15 protein-coding genes are annotated in these 13,531 nt (G+C 71.5%); 6 read left to right on the top strand and 9 right to left on the bottom strand.

Annotated elements, in window-relative coordinates; all coding sequences use genetic code 11:
• Positions 1-32: 32 nt before the first annotated feature.
• Positions 33-1,043, bottom strand: coding sequence for a zinc-binding alcohol dehydrogenase family protein (locus NW895_RS28990; RefSeq protein ID WP_289939543.1), 1,011 nt, complete (start codon positions 1,041-1,043; stop codon positions 33-35).
• A gap of 147 nt (positions 1,044-1,190) precedes the next feature.
• Between NW895_RS28990 and NW895_RS28985 the strand changes: the two genes are divergently transcribed.
• Complete coding sequence (locus tag NW895_RS28985) at positions 1,191-1,991, top strand: VOC family protein (protein ID WP_289939238.1); 801 nt, start codon at positions 1,191-1,193, stop codon at positions 1,989-1,991.
• A 48-nt stretch (positions 1,992-2,039) separates the two neighbouring features.
• Positions 2,040-2,738 (top strand): ribonuclease H, encoded by a 699-nt coding sequence (locus NW895_RS28980; RefSeq protein ID WP_289939542.1) that lies wholly within the window; start codon positions 2,040-2,042, stop codon positions 2,736-2,738.
• Between the two features lie 12 nt (positions 2,739-2,750).
• Here NW895_RS28980 and NW895_RS28975 read toward each other — a convergent pair whose 3' ends face one another.
• The 3 genes from NW895_RS28975 to NW895_RS28965 form a co-directional block, all read right to left on the bottom strand.
• Positions 2,751-3,203 (bottom strand): SRPBCC family protein, encoded by a 453-nt coding sequence (locus tag NW895_RS28975; RefSeq protein ID WP_289939237.1) that lies wholly within the window; start codon positions 3,201-3,203, stop codon positions 2,751-2,753.
• A 111-nt stretch (positions 3,204-3,314) separates the two neighbouring features.
• Complete coding sequence (locus NW895_RS28970; RefSeq protein WP_289939236.1) at positions 3,315-4,139, bottom strand: tyrosinase family protein; 825 nt, start codon at positions 4,137-4,139, stop codon at positions 3,315-3,317.
• A gap of 52 nt (positions 4,140-4,191) precedes the next feature.
• Entirely contained in the window at positions 4,192-4,557 is a 366-nt protein-coding gene (locus NW895_RS28965; RefSeq protein WP_289939235.1) for a tyrosinase cofactor, read from the bottom strand.
• A gap of 402 nt (positions 4,558-4,959) precedes the next feature.
• Between NW895_RS28965 and NW895_RS28960 the strand changes: the two genes are divergently transcribed.
• Positions 4,960-6,429 (top strand): MFS transporter, encoded by a 1,470-nt coding sequence (locus NW895_RS28960; RefSeq protein ID WP_289939233.1) that lies wholly within the window; start codon positions 4,960-4,962, stop codon positions 6,427-6,429.
• Positions 6,426-7,010, top strand: a complete 585-nt coding sequence (locus NW895_RS28955; RefSeq protein ID WP_289939231.1) for a TetR family transcriptional regulator — start codon at positions 6,426-6,428, stop codon at positions 7,008-7,010. The genes NW895_RS28960 and NW895_RS28955 overlap by 4 nt, the downstream gene beginning before the upstream one ends.
• On the opposite strand, the gene NW895_RS28950 is transcribed toward NW895_RS28955, so the two are convergent.
• Entirely contained in the window at positions 7,007-8,740 is a 1,734-nt protein-coding gene (locus tag NW895_RS28950; RefSeq protein ID WP_289939230.1) for a cholesterol oxidase substrate-binding domain-containing protein, read from the bottom strand. The two genes, NW895_RS28955 and NW895_RS28950, sit on opposite strands and share 4 nt — an antisense overlap.
• 136 nt (positions 8,741-8,876) lie before the next feature.
• On the opposite strand from NW895_RS28950, the gene NW895_RS28945 reads away from it, so the two are divergent.
• Complete coding sequence (locus NW895_RS28945; protein ID WP_289939229.1) at positions 8,877-9,860, top strand: aldo/keto reductase; 984 nt, start codon at positions 8,877-8,879, stop codon at positions 9,858-9,860.
• Between the two features lie 9 nt (positions 9,861-9,869).
• Here the strand turns inward: NW895_RS28945 and NW895_RS28940 are convergent, their stop codons facing one another.
• Positions 9,870-10,217: a hypothetical protein gene (locus NW895_RS28940; protein WP_289939228.1), complete on the bottom strand. Its 348-nt coding sequence runs from the start codon at positions 10,215-10,217 to the stop codon at positions 9,870-9,872.
• 144 nt (positions 10,218-10,361) lie between these two features.
• On the opposite strand from NW895_RS28940, the gene NW895_RS28935 reads away from it, so the two are divergent.
• Entirely contained in the window at positions 10,362-10,859 is a 498-nt protein-coding gene (locus NW895_RS28935) for a DUF6328 family protein (protein WP_289939227.1), read from the top strand.
• 54 nt (positions 10,860-10,913) lie between these two features.
• Here the strand turns inward: NW895_RS28935 and NW895_RS28930 are convergent, their stop codons facing one another.
• The 3 genes from NW895_RS28930 to NW895_RS28920 form a co-directional block, all read right to left on the bottom strand.
• Positions 10,914-11,339, bottom strand: coding sequence for an SsgA family sporulation/cell division regulator (locus NW895_RS28930; protein ID WP_289939226.1), 426 nt, complete (start codon positions 11,337-11,339; stop codon positions 10,914-10,916).
• Between the two features lie 62 nt (positions 11,340-11,401).
• Positions 11,402-12,433: a hypothetical protein gene (locus tag NW895_RS28925; protein ID WP_289939225.1), complete on the bottom strand. Its 1,032-nt coding sequence runs from the start codon at positions 12,431-12,433 to the stop codon at positions 11,402-11,404.
• A 109-nt stretch (positions 12,434-12,542) separates the two neighbouring features.
• Complete coding sequence (locus tag NW895_RS28920; protein WP_289939223.1) at positions 12,543-13,514, bottom strand: LLM class F420-dependent oxidoreductase; 972 nt, start codon at positions 13,512-13,514, stop codon at positions 12,543-12,545.
• Positions 13,515-13,531 lie beyond the last annotated feature (17 nt).

Raw genomic sequence — 13,531 nt, 5'->3', positions numbered from 1 at the left:
GAGCGTGCCGTGGCCCACGGAGTGACGGCGGGTCAGACCTCGATGTCGTTCACCAGCACCGCGGCCCCGTCGAAGCGTCCGGCCTTGAGGTCGTGCAGTGCCTCGTCCGCCCGCGTCAGCGGATAGGTGTGCGTGGTGGCGCGCACGCCATGCCGGGCGGCGAGGGTCAGGAACTCGCGGCCGTCCTCGCGCGTGTTGGAGGTGACGCTGCGCAGCTCCTTCTCGTAGAACAGCTCGCTCTCGTAGCGCAGCGGCGGAATGTCACTGAGGTGGATCCCGGCGATCGCCAGCACACCGCCCCGGTCGAGGGCGCGCAGCGCGACCGGAACCAGCTCACCGGCCGGCGCGAACAGGATCGCGGCGTCCAGCGGTTCCGGCGGCACCGCGTACACGTCCTGCGCGGAGTCGGCCCCCAGCTCCAGCGCCAGCCGCCGCGCGGCAGCGCCCCGGGTCAGGACGTGCACGGTGGCGCCCTCGGCGATCGCCACCTGCGCACACAGGTGGGCGCTGCCCCCGAACCCGTACAGACCGAGCCGTCCGCCCGGCGCCAGTGCCGTCCGCCGCAGAGCGCGGTATCCGATGATGCCCGCGCACATCAGCGGCGCCGCCGCCACGTCGTCGAGGCCGCCGGGCAGCCGGTAGGCGAAGGCGGCCGGGACCGTCGTGTACTCGGCGTATCCGCCGTCGGCGTCCCAGCCCGTGTACCGCGAGGACGGGCACAGGTTCTCCGCGCCCCGCGCGCAGTGGACGCAGGTCCCGTCGGTGCGGCGCAGCCACGCCACCCCGACGCGGTCGCCGACGGCGAAGCCTTCCACCGCCGCTCCGAAACCCGCCACCATGCCGATCACCTCGTGGCCGGGCGTCACCCCCGGCCGGTGCACCGGCAGGTCACCCTCGGTGACGTGCAGGTCGGTGCGGCACACTCCGCAGGCCCGCACACGCACCAGCAGCTCGTCGGCGCCCGGCACCGGCACCGGCTTCTCGACGAACCGGAGGGGGCCCTCACCGACCGGCCCCGGCTCGACCACGGACCACGCGTGCATCGTCCCGTCCGCCATCCCGCTCCCCGTCCCGCCGCAGGCCTCGCCGTACGCCCTCCAGTCTGCTGCGGTCCGGGCCGCTCGGCGCGCGGGTCGGCCCAGCGGTGGCTAGCGTGAGGAACGGACCATCCACCGATTGGGGAGGCGGCCATGGCCGTACAACCTGTGGGAGCCCCTTGCTGGGCCGACGCGATGTTCGGTGACCTGGAGGGAGCCAAGACCTTCTACGGCGACGTCCTCGGCTGGACCTTCGGCGAGTCGCAGTCGGAGTACGGCAACTACACCCAGGCCTATGTGAACGGCAAGGCGGCCGCCGCCGTCGTCCCGCCCATGCCGGGTCAGGAGGAGCAGCCCCAGTGGTGCCTCTACTTCGCGTCGGACGACGCCGCCGCCACGGCGTCCAAGATCCGCGACAAAGGCGGCGAGGTGCTGATGGAGCCGATGCAGGTCGGCGACTTCGGCACGATGTGCCTGGCCCGCGATCCCGGCGGCGTCGCCTTCGGAGTGTGGCAGGCCGGCAGCCACGAGGGGTTCGAGGTGGAGATGGGTGAACCGGGCTCCTTCTGCTGGGCCGAGGTCTTCACCCGCGAGCCGGAGAAGTCCGACGCGTTCTTCCCCGCCGTCTTCGGCTACAAGGCGCAGCAGATGCAGGACGACGCGATGGACTTCCGGGTCTACAACCTCGGTGAGCGCCCCGCCCTCGGCCGGATGAAGATGACGGAGGACTTCCCGCCCGAGGTGCCGCCCTACATCAACGTCTACTTCTCCGTGGAGAACTGCGACGACGCCGTGGCCACGGCCACCAAGCTCGGCGGCGTCCTGCGGTTCGGGCCGATGGACACCCCGTTCGGCCGGTTCGCGGCGCTGAGCGACCCGCAGGGCGCGAACTTCTCGGTGATCGACGTCACCCGGACCGAGGGCGAGATGCCGGCCATGACCGACGTCTCCTGAACGACCCGGGACGCATGACCCGTGCCGACCACCCGGCCCGCCCATGGCATGATCGTGTCCATGCGTGAACGTGTTGTGGCCGCGTGCGACGGGGCTTCGAAGGGAAACCCCGGGCCGGCGGGCTGGGCCTGGGTCGTCGCCGACGAGACGGAGATCCCGGCCCGCTGGGAGGCGGGGCCGCTGGGGAAGGCCACCAACAACGTCGCGGAACTCACCGCGCTGGAACGCCTGTTGGCGGCGACCGACCCGGACGTGCCGCTGGAGATCCGGATGGACTCGCAGTACGCCATGAAGGCCGTCACCACCTGGCTGCCCGGCTGGAAGCGCAACGGCTGGAAGACGGCCGCCGGTAAGCCGGTCGCCAACCGGGACCTGGTGGTACGCATCGACGAGCTGCTCGACGGTCGCACGGTCGAGTTCCGCTACGTCCCCGCCCACCAGGTCGACGGAGACCGGCTCAACGACTTCGCCGACCGCGCCGCCAGCCAGGCGGCCACCGTCCAGGAGCCCGCGGGCAGCGCCCTCGGCTCGCCCGAGCCGCCGTCCGCGCCGGACGCCCCGCCGGCCAAGGCCCCGCGCCGCCGGCCCGCCGCGTCCCGGTCGCGCGGCGGAAGCTCGTCCCGCACCATCAAGGCGAAGTTCCCCGGCCGCTGCGTCTGTGGACGCGGTTACGCGGCCGGGGAACCCATCGCCAAGAACGACCAGGGCTGGGGCCACCCGGAGTGCCGCACGGCGGCGGCCGGGTAGCCCCCGGGCGGCTCACACGACCGTGCCGCGCCAGCCGCCGGTCTCCCGGCCGCGCTCCTCGATGAACGACTTGAAGCGCTCCAGGTCGCCCTTGGTCTGCCGCTTCACGAATCCGAGCTTGTCGCCGACGGTCTCGGTGATGCCCTCGGGACTGAAGTCCATCTGCAGCATCACCTTGGTGTGGTCGTCGTCGAGGCGGTGGAAGGTGACGACACCGGCCTGCCTGGCCTCACCGGCGATCGTGGTCCAGGCGACCCGCTCGTCCGGGATCTGTTCCGTGATCTCCGCGTCGAACTCCTTGTGAACGCCGTTCACATTCGTCACCCAGTGCGTGAGCGTGTCGGTGCGCTGCTCGATGCGCTCCACGCCGCTCATGAACTCCGGGAACGACTCGAACTGCGTCCACTGGTTGTACGCGGTGTGCACGGGGACGCCGACCTCGATGGATTCCTCGACCTTCGACACGACGCGACTCCTCCTTCAGTGCCTTCGACATCTTCCGTTCTGCCCCGCGTGGGTACCCCTGACCTGCGGAGCGAACCGTCGATTCGGGCGGTCGGCCGGCGTCGAGGGGGCTCAGTGGGTGTCGAAGGTGTAGTGGGCGGTGTGGTCGAGCAGGTCGGCCGGCGTCACGTCGTTCCACGGCTTCATCGGCTCCCGCAGGTCGACCACGTCCGGCGTCCCGGCGGTGGGCGCATAGCCGGATCCGGGGTGGCGGCGCTGCCACTCGGCCCACAGCTTGTCGATGTAGGCGTGGTGCAACCAGAACACGGGGTCGTTGGGCGAGACGCCGGTCGCCATCTGCCCCCCGACCCAGACGTGGACCCGGTTGTGCAGGTTCACGCCCCGCCAGCCCTCCAGATGGTTGCGGAAACCGTCCGAGGCGCTGTTCCAGGGCGCCATGTCGTACGTGGATATCGACAGCACCGACTCGACCTCGGCCCGGGTCGGCAGTTGCCGCCCGCCCGCGCCGAGCGAACGGCGCAGGAACGTACGCCCGTCCACGCGCACGGTGATCGGCCAGTTTCCCGTGGACGCGGCGAACGGCCCGTCCATCACCCGCCCGTCCAGGCTGCGCCCGCTGCCGCCCAGGAAGTCCGGCGCCCACAGCGATGCCCGCGCCGAGCGGTCCGTGCTCCAGTCCCAGTACGGCAGCGCCACCGAGGCGTCCACCGACTGCAGCGCCCGCTCGAACTCCAGGAGGAATCTGCGGTGCCAGGGCAGGAAGGACGGTGACCGGTGGCCCGTCCGCTCGCCGTCGTCGGTGTCGGCGACGATGAAGGCGTTGTGTGTCGTGACGAAGGCGTCGTAACGGCCGCTGCGCTTGAGTTCCAGAACCGCGGCGACGAAGCGTCGTTTCTCGTCGGTGGTGAGGTTCGCCTGGTTCTTGCGGACGGTCATGTGCGGGTGGCTCCCAGGGTGCGTACGAGAACAGGATGCGTGCGAGAAGGCGTCAGTTGGCGGGGAAGGGGAGCAGTGGCGCGCCCTGCAACTCGTCGACCGCGGCGCGGGCGGCCGCGCGCGGCGTGGTCACCGGGTCGTAGTGGCTGACGACGCTGATCCAGCCGCCGTCGGCGTTCCGCATCACGTGCAGCTCCACCCCGTCGATGAACACGGCGTAGCCGGAGCCGTGGTGGTGACCGGCTCCTTCGACCGGCCGGCCCTGTATGCGGCGGCCCTTGTAGACCTCGTCGAAGGCCTCGGGGGAGTGGTGGTGCTCCGCGGCGGACGCGGACGGGATGGTGACCGTCTGGGCTCCGGCGGCCGCGGCGAGGGCGGCTGCGGCGGTGAGTGCGCGACGGCGGCTGAGTTCCGGCATACGGACCTCCTGGGTTCGTTCGGTGGGACGACGCCGCATGCCTATCGGCCCGGCCGAGACCGGGAGAAATCCCTCACAGTTGGTTGGCTGTGATCAGGACAATTGCCCACATGCCGTGCAAGATTGAACGAAGATGATCTTGTCGCGCCCAGGGGTCGCAGGGCCCCGGAAGGGGGAATTCCTCCCCCTGGAGGGCCAGTTCGGGGGCTGTTTTCGCGGGCCGGTGTGCCGCCAGTGGCGTGCCTCACGCCGCGAAGCTGACGCGATCGCGCGGGCGGGCCTCGGCGGCCTGCGCCTGCCCGTGCGCCTCACATGACGGAACCCGGCCTTGGGTGAATGGCAATTCACCGGCTAAGGTGAATTGCCATTCACCATTCTTTTCGTCCGCTCCCTGGAGGGCCGATGGACCAGGCCGCCCCGACACCGCACACCGGACGGACCGGCCTGCGGGCCCGGTCGACCGTGCCGGTGCTGGCGTTCGGCGGCATCCTCATGGCCGTCATGCAGACCGTCGTCGTCCCGCTGCTCCCGGACCTGCCGCGGCTGACGGGCGCCTCGGCGGGCGCGGTCTCCTGGATGGTCACGGCGACCCTGCTGTCCGGGGCCGTCCTCACCCCGGTCCTCGGCCGGGCCGGTGACATGTACGGCAAGCGACGGGTACTGATGGCGGCCCTCGGGCTGATGACCGCCGGCTCCGTCCTGTGCGCCGTCACCTCCGACATCGGCGTGCTCATCGCCGCCCGCACCCTCTCGGGCGCCGCCTCCGCCGTCGTCCCCCTGTCCATCAGCATCCTGCGGGACGAACTCCCGCCGGAGCGCCGGGGAAGCGCGGTCGCGCTGATGAGTTCCACCGTCGGCATCGGGGCCGCGCTGGGCCTGCCGCTCGCCGCGGTGATCGTGCAGTACGCGAACTGGCACACCATGTTCTGGGTGACCAGCGCCCTCGGCGCCACGGGGGTGACGCTGGTCCGGTGGGCCGTAAGGGAGTCGCCGGTGCGCGAGCCCGGCCGGTTCGACGTGCCGGGTGCGCTGGGGCTGGCGGCCGGACTGGTGTGCCTGCTGCTCGGGGTGTCCCAGGGCGGGCAGTGGGGGTGGGGCAGCCCGCGGATCGTGGCGCTGTTCGCCGGCGCCGTCGTCGTACTGGCCCTGTGGTGGTGGCAGCAGCTGCGGGCCGAACGGCCCCTGGTCGACCTGCGGCTCGTGTCGCGGCCCAGGGTCGGCCTGTCCCATGTGGCCGCCCTGCTGACCGGGTTCGCGTTCTACGCCAACTCCCTCGTCACGGCCCAGCTGGTGCAGGCGCCCGAGGCCACCGGGTACGGGCTCGGGCTGTCCATCGTCGCCACCGGCCTGTGCCTGCTCCCCGGGGGCGTCACCATGCTGCTGTTCTCGCCGCTGTCGGCCCGTGTCTCCGCGGCGCGCGGGCCGCGCGTCACCCTCGCCCTCGGGGCCGGCGTCATCGCCCTCGGCTACGGGCTGCGCATCGTCGACAGCCGTGACCTCTGGATGATCATCCTGGGTGCCACGGTCGTGGCGACCGGCACCACCCTCGCCTACTCGGCGCTGCCCACCCTCATCCTGCGCGCCGTACCGGCCGGACAGACCGCGTCCGCCAATGGCGTCAACGTCCTGATGCGCACCATCGGGCAGGCCGTCTCCAGCGCCGCCGTGGCCGCCGTTCTGGTGCACCGCACCAGCCTGGTCGGCGGGGCGCCGGTACCGACGCTGCACGGCTATCTGCTGGCCTTCGCGATGGCCGGCGCGGTCGCCCTGGCGGCCTGCGCGACGGCACTGTCCATACCCGGAGACCGCGTGCCGGACAGCGCTCGCAGCCGCACCCGCCGTGCCCGGGACGAGGCGATGGAGGGAGCATGAGTGCCGTGAGCACCCCACCCCCCACGTCCGCGCCCCCACGCCGGGACGCCGAGGCCACCAAGGCGGCCATCCTCAAGGCGGCCCGCCACCTCCTGGCGCGTCACGCCCACGCCGACATCACGCTCAAGGCCGTCGCCGAACGCGCCGGGGTGAGCCCGCCGTTGATCCTGAAGTACTTCGGCAACAAGGACGCCCTCTTCGCCCGCGTCATGTCCTTCGAGTCCGACGCCGACGCCCTGCTGGACGCCCCGCTGGAGGAACTCGGCCGGCACATGGTCCGGCATGTGCTGGTCAGCCAGTCCGAGCACGGCGCCGACCCCCTCCTCCGTATCGTGTTCGCGCCCCTGCACGGCGCACAGGGCGACATCCTGCGCGCCAACTTCCGCACCCAGGTGACCGACCGTCTCACCGAGCGCCTCACCGGCCCCGACACCGGCCTGCGCGCCGAACTGGCCGTCGCCACCCTGCTCGGCCTCGGCGTGATGTACGGCATCGCCCGCGGCACCCACCTGCGCGCCACCACCGTCGACGCTCTGGTCGACCGGTACGCGCCCGCGGTGCAGGCCCACCTCACGCCCTAGCCGAACAGGCGGTCCAGGAAGGCGTTGGCGAAGACGCCGTGCGGGTCGAGCCGGTCCAGGACGCCGGACGCCCGCTGCCACACGGCCGTACCGAAGGAGCCGGGCACCACCCTGCCCAGCACCTCCTCGTCGCTCCACACCGCCTGGTCCGTGTAGGCCCAGCCCTTGGACCACTCGACCCGGGCGAGGGCGTGGCCACCGTCGTACGCGCCCAGCAGGAACCGCTCGATCTCACGCAGGAACGCCTCCGCGTACGGTGTGCCGGGCAGCGTCAGCACGTCCAGCCACACGGCCGTGTCCCACTCGAGATGCTCCGTGGCCGGCCGGAGCGCCGACAGCAGCGGGGCGCGGGCGCCGTCGAGTCCGGTGTCGGCCGGGTCGTCGAGGCCCGTCACCCGGATCTCCACCGAGCCGTTGACCGGGAAGCGGCCCCGGGCCGCGTACGCCGAGAGCCGCTCCCGGTAGAAGGAGGTGAACTCGGCGATCACGCGCTGCACTCGGGACCGGCGGGTGAGCACGGCGTACCCGTTGGCGTGGACCCGCAGCGTGGTGGGCTTCAGGTACAGCAGGGTGTTCTTGGACGGCCCCCAGATGTCCGCCGACAGGGTCGCCACGAGCCCCAGCGCGGCCGTGTCGTACTGCGCCTGGCCGAGCGCCGGCGCCAGATGCCAGGCCCCGTCCGAGACCATCCGCCCGGCCAGGTCCGCCACCGGGGTCGGGACGTTGTCGGAGAACGGGTAGTTGTACGGCCGCGTCACCCGCCGCGAGGTCGGCGGCCGGCTGGGGGAGACGCTCCACACCTTCAGCCACGGGAACTCCGTGAAGGCGAACCAGATCGCCTCGACCCGTCCGGACTCCTGAAGGAACCTCTCGAAGGTGCGACCGCCGCTGCCGGGGGCCGCGAAGAGCTCACCGGCCGGAATGTCGACACGGCTCACGCACCGCAGGCGGGTGTTCGCCCCCACCCGCAGCACCACCTCGGTGACCAGGGACCGCCCGAGATGCGTGAGCAACGCGGCGCAGTCCTCCTCGTCGCGGCGGAACGTCCGCAGTACGTAGGCGTCGCTCGCCTCGTCCCACACCACCGCCGTCAGCGACAGGACGAGATTGCTCAGCGAGCCGTACGTGTGGCCGGGCGGCCGCTGTTCGCCTTCCGCCGGTACGGCGGTGCCGTGCGCGTCGACGGCCAGCGCCCCGCCCAGGGTCAGGTCGCCGGGCGCGGGCGTGGCCGTGACTCCGAGGCCGTGCTGCTCCAGGTGGGTGAGCAGGGCCTCCATCGTGACGCCGGTCCCGGCCCGTACGGCGGTCGGGGACCGAAGGGCCAGGCCGGTGAGGTGGGTGGCGGTGTCGACCAGGAGGAGGGGCGCGGCCGACCGGGTCCCCTCCGTGACCGTCAGCGGCGACCAGCCGTGCGAGGAACCCCGGGCACGCACCCTCCAGCCGTGCCGCCAGGCCCAGTTGACGACGGCGACCACCTGGTCCGCGTCGGCCGGAGCACAGGCCCACAGGCCGTCGGCGGTGATCTCGCCGGCCCAGTTCCGGTACGCCGAGCGGTAGAGGGCGACGCCCGCAGGGAAGTCAGGCAACTCCTGCGCGGCGACGGCCGGGTCCGCCGAGAGCACCACGGGTACGGCGGACAGAGCGGCGGCGGTGCGGAGAAAACCCCGACGGGTCCAGGGAGCGGGACGGCTGTCGTCCGAGTCGTCCGAGGGCAGGTGGAGGTCGGTCACGGACTCACGCTAGGAGCCGGGTCCACAAGAGCCCTGCTCCTGACCTGTCTCATCACTCCTGTGAGTGAAACTTTCACAAGTCGCGCCGGAGCGGGTACTTCCACGCACGGACGTGACGGATGTCAGACTGACGCCCATGGACGAGCGCACATTCGACAGGTCGGGTCAGCACGCCTCCGTGGTCGGTCTCGGCACGTGGCAGCTGGGGGCCGACTGGGGAGACGTCGACGACAAGGAAGCCCTGGCCGTGCTGGAGGCGGCAGCCGAGTCGGGGGTGACCTTCTTCGACACGGCGGACGTCTACGGCGACGGACGCAGCGAGCAGACCATCGCGACGTTCCTGAGCGCGCGGCCCGATCTGCACGTACTGGTCGCCACGAAGATGGGCCGCCGCGTGGACCAGATCCCGGAGAACTACGTCCTGGACAACTTCCGGGCCTGGAACGACCGCTCCCGGCGCAACCTCGGCGTCGACCGTATCGACCTGGTGCAGCTGCACTGCCCGCCGACGCCTGTCTACTCCACGGACGAGGTGTTCGACGCCCTGGACACCCTTGTCGAGGAGGAGCGGATCGCCGCCTACGGCGTCAGTGTGGAGACCTGCGCGGAGGCGCTGACCGCGATCGCCCGGCCGAACGTGGCGAGCGTGCAGATCATCCTCAACCCGTTCCGTATGAAGCCCTTGCGCGAGGTTCTGCCGGCGGCGCGGGAAGCGGGCGTCGGCATCATCGCCCGGGTGCCGCTCGCCTCAGGCCTGCTGTCCGGCAAGTACACCAAGGACACCGTCTTCCCCGCGAACGACCACCGCACCTACAACCGGCACGGCGAGTCCTTCGACGTGGGCGAGACCTTCTCCGGCGTCGACTACGTGACCGGCGTCGAGGCCGCCGCCGAGTTCGCCGCACTCGCCCCGCTGGGATGCACCCCGGCACAGCTGGCGCTGCGCTGGATCATCCAGCAGCCGGGTGTGACCACCGTGATCCCGGGAGCCCGCTCGCCCGAGCAGGCCCGCGCCAACGCGGACGCGGCCCGGCTGCCGGAGCTGTCCGAGGAGACGCTCACGAAGATCCGCGACCTGTACGAACGGCGTATCAAGGACCAGGTCGAGGGCCGCTGGTAGGCAGCCTCTTCACGGCACCAGGAGCAGCTGCCTCTCCTGCTCCTGGTCGCCGGAGGCCACCCCCTCGTCGCGGGTCCTGAAGGCGTGGGCCAGCGTGTCGCTCGCCGCTGCGACGGCCTGCGGGGAGCCCTGGACGGTGACCGTCACGGGTGCCGACAGCCGGACGGCGCCCGGTTGCGGCGAACCCGAGGCCTCCACCGTCGCCGGGGACGTGAAGACGGCCGTACGGACCGTCGCGTGCTCGTTGGCCGGAAGGTCGTCCGGCTCCCCGAACACGCCCTGAAGTGTGCGCACGACCTCGCGCGCGTCCTCGATGCCGCCACCGCTGAGCGTCACGGTGAGCTGCGTGTCGGTCATCGCCTGGGACCTCCTCGGCCTGTCGTGTTCAGTCCGCGGTCCGTGTAACCGCCCGCTGATCGCTCAAACAGGCGACAGGACGGCCGCGCACGGGGAACTCGCGGAAGGAGAAGGACGGAAGGTCGCCGGCAACGAGGAGGCACTGTGTCGGACACGGCAGGCGGGGCGGGCAGGCGCAGGGGGCGCGACGAGACCGAGGAGGAGAGAGCGGACCGGATGTGGCAGGAGCTGATCCAGGAGGTCCGGGTCGCTCAGATGGGCGTCCAGATCCTGTTCGGCTTCCTGCTCACCGTCGTGTTCACACCGAAGTACGACGACCTGGCGGACACGGACCGGGTCATCTACATCGTGACGGTCGTCCTCGGCGCCTGCGCGACCGGCGCGCTGATCGGCCCGGTGTCCCTGCACCGCCTGGTCTCCGGGCGACGTGTGAAGCCGCAGGCGGTACAGGTGGCGTCCCGGCTGACCCTGCTCGGCCTCGTGCTGCTGCTCGCCACGACGACGGCCTCACTGCTGCTGATCCTGCGGGTCGCGACCCACGACGGCTTCGTGCCCTTTCTGGTCGCGGCCGTGGTGGGGTGGTACCTGCTGTGCTGGTTCGCCCTGCCGCTGTGGACGCGGCACCGCCACACGTCGCGGTGACCCATGACGGACGGCACGGCCGATGGCACGCGTACGGCCTTCGGCCGGCCTCCGTCAGCCCCGGGCGAGGATCTCCGCCAGGAAGTCGTCTACGTGGACTTCCTCCCGCCCGGGCTCCACGATCCTGTGGGTCTCCCGCAGGAAGGCGTCGATCGCCGAAGCCCACGCGAACACCACGGCGTGATGGCGGCCCCCGTCGGGACGCGCGTCGCCGAGCAGCTCCATCCGCAGCTCCTCCCACACGCCGCGCGAGACGGGGCGCAACCGCACGTCGCCCACGCCGACCGGGCCGGCGAGGCCCTCGGCGAGCATCTCCCGGTCCAGCCGCCACCGCGCGAGCACGCGGCCGTCATGGCTGAAGACCACGGTGACGGCGAACGGGTCGGCGATGTCGTAGCTCAGATGGGCGAGCACGGGAAAACGGTCCGTGACGCCCGACTGGAGCTGCACCACCAGGGTCTTGTGCACGAACGAGTTCACGACAGGGCCTCCGCGGAGAACAGACGTAGAGCCCTCTAGTACCCCGTCCGCGCACAAGATGCTCAATCGAGCGGGTGATTTACCCGCGCCCCACGAAGTGCCTCGATGCACGTGGCCACGGCCCGCTGCAACTCCTCCAGCCGCTGCACCATGTCGTCCTCGTAGAACTCCCGGGCATCGTCGAAGGTCAGTTCCTCGAAGGCCCGCGTCGCCTTCTGCACACTGCTGTAGAACCGCGTGCGCCGCTCCGTCACGCGCAGCTCGGGATCGGCCTCCACCGTCTCGGCGACGAGGGTCCTGAGGGTGTCGTACGCCTCCGACGCCCACTCGCCGGTGTCCTCGTCCTCGTCCAGTCCGTCGATCAGCGACAGATGCCGCTCGGCCTCCTGGCGCAGGTCGGCGGGTGCGTCCACGGTCTGCCCGGCGGGGGTCCTGATCTGCCCCGACTCGGCGATCTGGCGTACGTACCCGATCCGGTCGGCCGCCCTGCTCTCGCTGGCGACGGCCTTCTTCAGGTCGTCGGCGCGCACGATGTCGCGGGCCAACTCGGCCTGCAGCTCCGGGTCATCACCGACCCGGTCCAGCAGCGCCCGGCGCGCGGCCCGGGCCGTGGAGGGGTCGGCGAGGATCGCGGCGCGCAGCGCGGTGGGGTTCTCCGCGACCTCCAGCGCCTTCGTCGGGCGGATGCCCTCCGCCTCGGCGGCCTCGGCGATGGCGGTGCCGCGCTCGGACGTGGCGCCGGAGCGGGAGACGTAGTAGCTCAGCCACACGTCGGCGTCCGGCAGCTGCACCTCCTGACCCGGCGTCAGCGCTTCGAAGTGCGGAACGAGACCGTCGTCGGCGGCCCGGTCCCAGGCCTTGTAGTAGCGCATGACCCGCTCGGGGGAGCACCCGGCCAGCTCGGCGAACTCCTTCGCCGACACCTTCGGCGTCTCACTCGCGCTCTGCCCGCCCGGGCGCACGCTGCGCGCCACCATCAGCCCGAAGGCCCAGCCTCCGGTCCGGGCGTAGACCCCGAACTCACGGGCGTCCCGCGCCACGAGGTCGGACAGGGGCACGGGGGACGTCTCGGACGGGGCGATCGCCAGTGTCACGGATGGCTCTCCTGGTCAGGACAGGGTATTCACTGATCTTCCCTGCACGAACGTGCAGGCGGGAAGCCTATCCGCTCCTGAGGACGGGTCCGCGCCGACCGGGTGTGGATCAGCCGAAGGCGTCCCGCAGCGCCGGCAGCAGGGTCTTCTCCGACCAGTCCAGGTACGCCGGCTGCGACTCGCCGCCGATCTGCACCAGGGCGATCTCGGTGAATCCGGCCTCGGCGTACGGGCGTACGGCCTCGACGAAGGCTTCCGGGTCGTCGCCGCAGGGGATCGAGTCGGCCACGTCGTCCGGCGTGACGAACTGGGTCGCCGCCTCGAACGCATCCGGGTGCGGCAGCTCGGAGTTCACCTTCCAGCCGCTGCCGAACCAGCGGAACTGCGCGTGGGCGCGCTTGATGGCCGTGTCCCGGTCGGGGTCGAAGCACACCGGCAGCTGGCCCACGCGGGGCTTGCCCTCGCCGCCGTTGCGGTCGAAGGCCTCCAGCAGCCCCGCCTTGGGCTCCGTGGCGATCACCAGGTCGCCGTACTTGCCCGCCAGGGCGCAGGACTGCTCGCCGGAGACGGCGATGCCGATGGGCGGCGGGCTGTCCGGCAGGTCCCACAGCCGGGCCGACTCCACGTCGAAGTGCGTGCCGCGGTGGTTCACATGGCCGCCCTTGAACAGCGCCCGGATGATCTGCACCGCCTCTTCCAGCATCTCGTGCCGTACGTCGACGGACGGCCAGCCGCCGCCCACCACGTGCTCGTTGAGGTTCTCGCCCGAGCCGAGCCCCAGCCGGAACCGGCCCTCGGACAGCAACTGCAGCGTCGCCGCCTTCTGCGCCACCACCGCGGGGTGGTAGCGGAACGTCGGACACGTCACGTACGTCATCAGCGGAATGCGGGACGTGGCCTGGGCGGCGGCGCCCAGCACGCTCCACGCGTACGGCGAGTGACCCTGCGAGCGCAGCCATGGGAAGTAGTGGTCCGAGGTCACCGAGAAGTCGAAGCCCGCCTCCTCGGCCCGCACCACATGGTCGACGAGCTCACGGGGACCGGCCTGCTCGGTCATCATCGTGTATCCGATTCGCACCATGCGGGGCGAGTCCCCGG

Source organism: Streptomyces sp. S.PNR 29 (assembly GCF_030386795.1).
In the GTDB taxonomy this organism is placed as follows: domain Bacteria; phylum Actinomycetota; class Actinomycetes; order Streptomycetales; family Streptomycetaceae; genus Streptomyces.
Note: the sequence above shows the minus strand (reverse complement) of the source record. Positions and strands in the feature narration are given on the sequence as shown.